The organism is Streptomyces sp. CT34, from assembly GCF_000805335.1.
Classification (GTDB): Bacteria; Actinomycetota; Actinomycetes; order Streptomycetales; family Streptomycetaceae; genus Streptomyces.
This window is the reverse complement of sequence record NZ_KN708638.1, coordinates 2037948-2046529: the sequence shown is the minus strand read 5'-3', so window position 1 is coordinate 2046529 and position 8582 is coordinate 2037948. Positions and strand designations below refer to the sequence as shown.

At 71.9% G+C, this 8582-nt stretch carries 6 protein-coding genes and 1 pseudogene; 5 read left to right on the top strand and 2 right to left on the bottom strand.

The window, feature by feature from the left end; all coding sequences use genetic code 11:
- The coding region (locus RZ84_RS09135) for a helicase-related protein (RefSeq protein WP_063772668.1) at positions 1-1809 on the bottom strand (1809 nt) is incomplete at its 3' end.
- 67 nt (positions 1810-1876) lie between these two features.
- Positions 1877-2701, bottom strand: a complete 825-nt coding sequence (locus RZ84_RS09130) for a class I SAM-dependent methyltransferase (RefSeq protein ID WP_043263877.1) — start codon at positions 2699-2701, stop codon at positions 1877-1879.
- Positions 2702-3071: 370 nt separating this feature from the next.
- Between RZ84_RS09130 and rpsA the strand changes: the two genes are divergently transcribed.
- From rpsA to RZ84_RS09105, 5 genes and pseudogenes are all read left to right on the top strand, one after another.
- A complete protein-coding gene (rpsA, locus tag RZ84_RS09125; protein ID WP_043263876.1) occupies positions 3072-4589 on the top strand; it encodes a 30S ribosomal protein S1 in 1518 nt (505 codons plus the stop codon).
- Between the two features lie 867 nt (positions 4590-5456).
- Entirely contained in the window at positions 5457-6407 is a 951-nt protein-coding gene (locus tag RZ84_RS09120; RefSeq protein WP_043263875.1) for a PAC2 family protein, read from the top strand.
- A gap of 356 nt (positions 6408-6763) precedes the next feature.
- Entirely contained in the window at positions 6764-7354 is a 591-nt protein-coding gene (coaE, locus tag RZ84_RS09115; protein ID WP_043263874.1) for a dephospho-CoA kinase, read from the top strand.
- Positions 7355-7538: 184 nt separating this feature from the next.
- A pseudogene (locus RZ84_RS09110) lies at positions 7539-7917 on the top strand (cupin domain-containing protein).
- A gap of 215 nt (positions 7918-8132) precedes the next feature.
- Positions 8133-8522, top strand: coding sequence for a tetratricopeptide repeat protein (locus RZ84_RS09105; RefSeq protein WP_043269454.1), 390 nt, complete (start codon positions 8133-8135; stop codon positions 8520-8522).
- Positions 8523-8582: the final 60 nt, after the last annotated feature.

Genomic DNA, 8582 nt, shown 5'->3' with positions numbered 1-8582 from the left:
CCCCGCCCGGCCCCCCCCCGCCACCGCCAGCCACCGCGCATCCCTGAGCCGCGACCCGTCCCCGGCCCCCGCCGGCTCGGCCCCCGTCCCGGACGCCATCAGATAACTCCCCGCCCCGCGCGCCCGCGCCACCCGCTCCGGAAACGCCAACGCCGCAACGAGCCCCGCCACGGCGTCGTCCGACCCCGCCCCGGACCCGTCCGCCGGGCCCGCCGGCCGACTGCCGGCCGTCACCGAGGCCCCTGCCGCCGCCCCGGCGCCCGGCTCGCCGACGGCCGACACCAGCCGCCGCACCTCCTGCCGCCACCGCGTGGCGTACGCATCGCCACCCCGGCGCGCCGTCCGCCACGCCGCCGCCAGATCGTCCCCGTAGGACCGCGGCGGCTCCTCGCTCAGCAGCGCCACGACCTCCGCCGCCCGCCGCACCCCGACCTCCCGCGCGCCGTCCAGCAGCGCACGGGCCAGCCGCGGGTGCACGCCGAGCCGCGCCATCCGCACGCCTCGCTCCGTCGCCCGGCCACCCCCGTCCACCGCGCCGATCGCCGCCAGCACCTCCCGGGCCGCCGCCAGCGCCCCACCCGGCGGCGCGTCCAGCAGCGCCAGCCCCTCCGCCGACGGATCGCCCCAGCACGCCGCCTGCAACGCGAACGCCGTCAGATCGGCCACCTTGATCTCCGGATCCGGGAACCGCGGCAGCCGCCCGTCCTCCCCCTCCGACCAGCACCGGTAGACCCCCCCCGGCGCCTCCCGCCCGGCCCGGCCCGCCCGCTGCCGGGCCGCCGCCCGCGACGCCCGCACCGTCGCCAGCGCACCGAGCCCCCGCGCGTGATCCCGCCGCGGCACCCGCGCCAGCCCGCTGTCCACCACCACCCGCACCCCCGGCACCGTCAGACTCGACTCCGCCACAGAGGTCGCCAGCACCACCCGCCGCACCCCGCTCCCACCGGCCAGCACCGCGTCCTGCACCTCGGCCGGCGCCCGCCCGTGCACCTGCAGCACCTCCGCGTCCACCCCCGCCAACTGCCCCGCGACGCGCCCGATCTCGCCGACCCCCGGAAGGAAACACAGCACATCACCGGACCGCTCGCGCAACGCCCGCCGCACCACCCCCGCGACATGCGCCAGCAGCGCCGGATCCACCCGCATCCCGTGAGCCGGCGCGACCGGCCGCTCCGGAGGCGCCCACAGCACCTCCACCGGATGCGACACCCCCGTCGCCTCCACCACCGGAACCGGACCCCCGGCACCACCCAGCAGCCGCGCCCACCCCTCCGCGTCCGTCGTCGCCGAGGCCGCCACCAGCCGCAGCTCCGGCCGCAGCGTCTCCCGCACATCCAGCAGGAACGCCGCACACGTATCCGCGTCCAGATGCCGCTCATGGCACTCGTCCAGCACCACGACATCCACCCCGGCCAGCTCCGGATCCCGCTGCAACCGCTGCAGCAGCACCCCGGTGGTCACCACCTCCACCGCCGTACGGGCCCCGCCCCGCCGCTCCCCGCGCACCGTGAAACCCACCGACCCGCCGACCTGCTCACCCAGCAGCCAGGCCATCCGCCGCGCCGCCGCGCGCGCCGCGATCCGCCGCGGCTCGGCCACCACCACCCGCCGCCGCGGCCCGCCGCCGGTCAGCCCCGCGAGCTCCAGCGGCACCAACGTCGTCTTGCCGGTACCCGGCGGAGCACACAGCACCGCGGCACCGGCCCCGTCGAGGGCGGCACGCAGCGCGGGCAGCGCACCGCGCACGGGCAACTGGGCGAGGGCGGCGGCACCGGGGGTGCCCGCGGTATCGGAGTGGGGGCGCGTCACGCCCCCAGTCTGCCGCCCCGGAAGCCGGCAACCGCCCGCCGCCCCGGCCCGCCCCGTCCGGGAGCCGCTACGCCGCCCCTGCCGTGCACACGAAGATCGCCGTCCCCGGGATCAGATGCCCGCGCAGCGGCGACCAGCCGCCCCACTCCTGGGTGTTCCAGTCCGGCCACTCCGGTTCCACGACGTCCTCCAGCCGGAAACCGGCCGCCACCACATCCCGCACCCGGTCACCCAGCGTCCGGTGATGCTCCACGTACACCGCCCGCCCGGCCTCGTCCTGCTCGACATACGGAGTCCGGTCGAAGTACGACGCCGCCACCGACAACCCCTCCGGCCCCGGCTCGTCGGGAAACGCCCAGCGGATCGGATGCGTCACCGAGAAGACGAACCGGCCGCCCGGCCGCAGCACCCGCCGCACCTCCCGCAGCACCCCGACCGGATCCGCGACGAACGGCAGCGCCCCGTAGGCGGAACAGGCCAGATCGAAGCTGCCGTCCCGGAACGGCAGCGCCCCCGCGTCCGCCTCCACCAACGCGACGGCGTCGCCCTCCGACCCGTCGGCGATCCGCAGCGCGTGCTGCAACTGCCGGTGGGACAGATCCAGCGCCACGGGCAGCGCACCCTGCGCCGCCAGCCAGCGCGAGCACTGCGCCGCGCCCGCCCCGATCTCCAGCACGCGGCGCCCCTTGAGCTCCGCGGCCGGCCCCAGCAGCGCCGCCTCCGCCTCGTCGAGCCCCTCGGGCCCCCACACGAACCGGTCGTCCCCGAGGAACGCGCCGTGCTCGCTCTGGTACTCGTCCGCGTTGCGGTCCCACCAACCCCGGCTGGCCCGGCTGCTCTCGGCGTCCGAGGCGTCACGGCGGGTCGCCTCCGGCTCGTGCTCTTGGTTCATCGCGCCCGTCGTCGTAGTCTTCGCTGTGCTTGTCGCAGCGGGGGCCGCGAGGCTGTACGACCTCGCGGAACATCGCGTGTGCCGGTTATGGGGCGTTCCGCCCCCGGTGTGCGCCTTCGCGCATTGACCGTCTCCGGCTGCCCCCGTATGCTACAAGTTGCGCTGCGGGCTTGCGCGCCTCAGACGGAGCAGGCCGCGCTCGCATCTGTATGAATGTCCCCTCGGTTTTCGAGGCGTTTCGGGTCGCTCCGGCTTTGCGGGGCTTCCGGAGGGTGCGCCTCTGACGCTGTCCGGCTTATGCAGAGGCGATACCGGCTCTCGGCGTAGCAGTACCTACGACTTCAATGTCCGTACCGGAGCCCTTTCCCACATGACGAGCAGCACCGAGACCACCGCCACCACCCCGCAGGTTGCGGTCAACGACATCGGTAACGAGGAAGCCTTCCTCGCCGCGATCGACGAGACGATCAAGTACTTCAACGACGGCGACATCGTCGACGGCGTCATCGTGAAGGTCGACCGGGACGAGGTCCTGCTCGACATCGGTTACAAGACCGAAGGCGTCATCCCGAGCCGTGAGCTCTCGATCAAGCACGACGTCGACCCCAACGAGGTCGTCGCCGTCGGTGACGAGATCGAGGCCCTTGTTCTCCAGAAGGAGGACAAGGAAGGCCGCCTGATCCTCTCGAAGAAGCGCGCCCAGTACGAGCGTGCCTGGGGCACCATCGAGAAGATCAAGGAAGAGGACGGCATCGTCACCGGTACCGTCATCGAGGTCGTCAAGGGTGGTCTCATCCTCGACATCGGCCTCCGTGGCTTCCTCCCGGCCTCCCTGGTCGAGATGCGCCGCGTCCGCGACCTGCAGCCCTACGTGGGCAAGGAGCTCGAGGCCAAGATCATCGAGCTGGACAAGAACCGCAACAACGTGGTCCTGTCCCGCCGTGCCTGGCTGGAGCAGACCCAGAGCGAGGTCCGTCAGACCTTCCTCACCACCCTCCAGAAGGGCCAGGTGCGCTCCGGCGTCGTCTCCTCCATCGTCAACTTCGGTGCCTTCGTGGACCTGGGCGGCGTCGACGGTCTCGTCCACGTCTCCGAGCTGTCCTGGAAGCACATCGACCACCCCTCCGAGGTTGTCGAGGTCGGCCAGGAGGTCACCGTCGAGGTCCTCGACGTCGACATGGACCGCGAGCGCGTCTCCCTGTCGCTCAAGGCCACCCAGGAAGACCCGTGGCAGCAGTTCGCCCGGACCCACCAGATCGGTCAGGTCGTCCCGGGTAAGGTCACCAAGCTCGTCCCGTTCGGTGCGTTCGTCCGCGTCGACGAGGGCATCGAGGGCCTGGTCCACATCTCCGAGCTGGCCGAGCGCCACGTGGAGATCCCGGAGCAGGTCGTCCAGGTCAACGACGAGATCTTCGTCAAGGTCATCGACATCGACCTGGAGCGCCGCCGCATCAGCCTCTCGCTGAAGCAGGCCAACGAGTCCTTCGGCGCCGACCCGTCGGCGGTCGAGTTCGACCCGACCCTGTACGGCATGGCCGCGTCCTACGACGACCAGGGCAACTACATCTACCCCGAGGGCTTCGACCCGGAGACCAACGACTGGCTGGAGGGCTACGAGGCCCAGCGCGAGGCGTGGGAGCAGCAGTACGCCGAGGCGCAGCAGCGCTTCGAGCAGCACCAGGCCCAGGTCATCAAGTCCCGCGAGGCCGACGAGCAGGCCGCGGCCGAGGGCGCTGCGGCTCCCGCGGCGGCCGGTGGCGGCCAGGCCGGCGGCGGCAACACCTCCGGTGGCTCGTACTCCTCGGAGTCGGCGGACAACTCCGGCGCCCTGGCGTCGGACGAGGCCCTCGCCGCGCTCCGCGAGAAGCTGGCCGGCGGCCAGAGCTGACGCTCCACCCCGCTGCGCACTAGCTAGCTGATGGGCGAAGGCCCGCTCCCCCCCCGGGGAGCGGGCCTTCGTCGTATGCGGTGCACCGCATACGGGTGGCGCATTGCCCGGCGGTGTGGCGGCCGGGACTTCAGCCCGTCGGAACGCCGGCGGCGGAACGTCGAGGCGGAGCGTCGGCCGGAACGCCGGGGTCGGCTACGCCGTGGTACCTCGTGCCGCGGTACCTCGTCTCGTACGCTCCGCCTCCGCCGAACCCTGACCGCCGGACCGATCGTGCTCCGAGGGCACCCCTATGGCGTTCTGAAGGGTTTCCGGTGGTGCTCCGGTGGTGTTCCGGTGGCGCTCGATGAGGTCCGGCAAATCTGCACGATCTGTACGTTGTCCTCGCGTCCGTCCCTCTCGTCCGCCTTGCCGCCCGCACCGGCCGGGTTGCCCATGGGGCGGCGTAGGCGGGGTAGGTGGCGTATACCCCCGCGCCCATTCCGCGTCCCCAGAGGCATCTGCCGGAGGGGGCGTACCTCTTCGGGGCCGGTGCGCATTCAACGTCCCTTCCGGATGCGAACGTTGGGCGGAGTCGCGATGCGCGAGGGTCCCGACGGGCTGAAGGTGCGGACCAATGAGTGTTCAAGACGGGGTGGTTGGCAGGTGACAACACCCCTAATTCCCTGGTGTGTTGTGGGCATTCAGGGATGTGGCAGGGGCGAGGTGGGGAGGAGGGCGGGCGGGGTTGTGGCGGTGGACGCGAGGCGTGGAAATGTGGGCGCGGGGGCGTACCCCTTCGGACAAACTTCGCTTGCGCGACGGGTCCGGGAATGCGGGGCCGGCCTCGGGCGTTGTTGCTCACGGACACGAGGAGGAGCGGTCACTGTGTTGGATCCCCAGGGGTTGTACGAATGGGAGCCGAGCGGGCTCGGGGCGGTTGAGGCGATCACCGCCAGGGACTCCGCCGGTCTCGTGCTGCTGTACCACTTCGACGGCTACATCGACGCCGGCGAAACCGGCGAGCAGATCGTGGACCGGCTGCTGACCGGCCTGTCCCACAGGGTCGTCGCCCGTTTCGACCACGACCGGCTGATCGACTACCGCGCCCGGCGCCCGCTGCTCACCTTCGAGAGCCACCGCTGGACCGCGTACGAGACCCCCGGCATCGAGCTGCGGCTGGTCGAGGACGCGACGGGCGCCCCCTTCCTGCTGCTGTCCGGGCTCGAACCGGACGTGGAATGGGAACGCTTCGCGTCGGCCGTCCGCCAGATAGTGGAGCGGCTCGGTGTGCGGCTCTCGGTCAACTTCCACGGCATCCCGATGGGCGTACCCCACACCCGCCCCGTGGGCCTCACCCCCCACGGCAACCGCACGGACCTGATGCCAGCGCACAGCAGCTTCTTCGACGAGGCCCAGGTGCCCGGCAGCGCCGAGGCGCTGATCGAGTTCCGGCTGGCCGAGGCGGGACACGACGTGCTGGGCGTGGCGGCCCATGTGCCGCACTACATCGCCCGATCCGCGTATCCGGACGCCGCGCTCACGGCCCTGGAAGCGGTGACCGCGGCGACCGGTCTGGTGCTGCCGAACGCGGCCCATGCACTGCGCACCGAGGCACTGCGCACGCAGGAGGAGATCGAGCGGCAGATCTCCGAGGGCGATGAGGAACTGGTCGCCCTGGTAAGCGGCCTGGAGCACCAGTACGACGCGGTGGCCGGGGCCGAGACCCGGGGCAATCTCGTCGCCGAGCCGGCGGAACTGCCCACGGCCGACGAGATCGGCCGGGAATTCGAACGGTTCCTGGCGGAGCGCGAATCCGACGGGGGCGGCGGAATCTGAGACCGGTGGGCGAGGGGCGTGGTTGAAGAGGGGCGTGATCGAAGGGGAGGGGCACAGCTGACGGGAGGACCAGGGCCCTGAGGACGGCGGCCGGGCATGCGGTCGATGCGGAGGTGGCTTGCGCTGCGCCAGGCCGCCCTTGCCCCTACGGCCCGGCTCTTGAGCTGGCCGGTGGGCCGTCGTGCGCCGGCTTCCTCGTCCTGCCCCGCCGTAGGTTCGGCGTGGATCGGCTCAATGCCGCGAGTCGGCCGGCGCGAGTACCCGCCCGGCCCCTGGGCGTCAGCCCGTCCAGCGGGCCGCACACACGGGGCCCTGCCCCGGCTCCGCACTGCCCCGGGGCCGTATAGCGTGGGGCCATGGTGAAGGTGGGGCTGACCGGCGGGATCGGTGCGGGCAAGAGCGAGGTTTCGCGACTGCTGGCGTCGTACGGCGCGGTGATCGTGGACGCGGACAAGATCGCACGTGAGGTCGTCGAGCCGGGTACGCCGGGACTTGCGGCGGTCGTCGAGGAGTTCGGGGAGGACGTACTCGCCCCGGACGGAACCCTGGACCGGCCGAAGCTGGGCGCGATCGTGTTCTCCGACCCGGAGAAACTGAAGGCGCTGAACGCGATCGTGCACCCGCTGGTCGGCGCGCGCTCCGCCGAGCTCGAAGCATCGGCCGGCCCGGACGCGGTGGTGATCCACGATGTGCCGCTGCTCACCGAGAACGGCCTGGCGCCGCTCTACGACAAGGTCGTCGTCATCGACGCCGCACCGCAGACCCAACTGGACCGACTGGTGCGCCTGCGCGGCATGTCGGAGGACGAGGCGAAGTCGCGGATGGCCGCGCAGGCCACCCGTGAACAGCGGTTGGCGATCGCGGACCTCGTCATCGACAACGACGGTCCGCTGGAGGCCCTGGAACCCCAGGTCCGAGAGGTATGGGAGCGTCTGCGGAACGCCTGAGGCCGGGCGATTCCGATGGTCTCACCGCCATGACAACTGCCGATCTTGACGCGGGGGCCGTCGGCACCGGACCCGGTTCCGCTCGCGACGCCGCCGGACCGGCCCACGCCGGGGACACGTCGCTTGCGCCGCCCGCATCCTCTGCCCCGTCTCTGACGCGCCGTCCGTATCTCCCGTGCATCCCGTGTCGTCTGCATCTCCCGCGCCATCTCCCGCCTCGTTCGTTGTCAACGTCCCGGGCATCGCGGACGCGGACCTGGAGCCTGATCCCCTAAACCCCGAACAGGTCGTTGCGGGCGAGCCGGTGGGTCCCGGGCAAGGCGTTGCGGGAGTCCCGGGGCTGCCGCCAGATCCGCGGAATCTGGCAGATCACACCGGGTGTGGTGACGGACACCGAGGCGAACGAACTGTTCGTGGTCGTCAGCGGGCGAGCCGCCATCGAGACCGACGGCGGGCAGGTACGCGAGGTGGGACCGGGCGACGCCTGCGCCCTGCGCGAGGGCGACCGTACCCAGTGGACCGTGCGCGAGACGTTGCGTAAGGCGTACCACTTCAGTCTCTGACGCGAGTGCGTCGGCGTCGGCGTTGGTGTCGGTGTCGGTGTCGGTGTTGGTGTCGGTGTCGGTGTGAAGGGCTGACGTCGGTGCGGGCCCGCGGGGGATAGGACCGCCTCTGTCGGGGAATGCGGCGACAGACGTGATTGTTGTGCCGCACGTACCGCCGTACGGTGCATGGCCGCCTGCGGCCCTGCACCGACGACAACGGAGAGGAGACGGCCGTGCCCGAGCGCAGTCCCGAGACGCACGTCATCGACTACCGCGCCGCGGAGCAACTGCTGGCAGCCCGAGACCCGCGCGGTGCGATCCGGCTGCTGGACTCGGTCATCACCGCACACCCCGAGAACACCGCAGCCCGCCTGCTGCGCGCCCGCGCTTTCTTTCTCTCCGCTCAACTACGGCCCGCAGAGCTGGAATTCCAGATCGTTCTGGAACGCGAACCGGACAACGCCTTCGCGCATTTCGCCCTCGGCCGCACCCTGGAACGCGCCAGCCGCCCCAATGAAGCGCTGCGCCACTTCCGCCTCGCAGCAGCCTTGGAACCACGCCCCGAATTCCTTGAGGCTGCCCGCTTCGCCTCCAATGGGGAGAACGGGGGGAGTGGGGGGTAGTTGGGTGGGTGGGGGATGGTGGGGATGGCTGGGGGAGGGGGGGCGGTTGCTTCTTGTCGG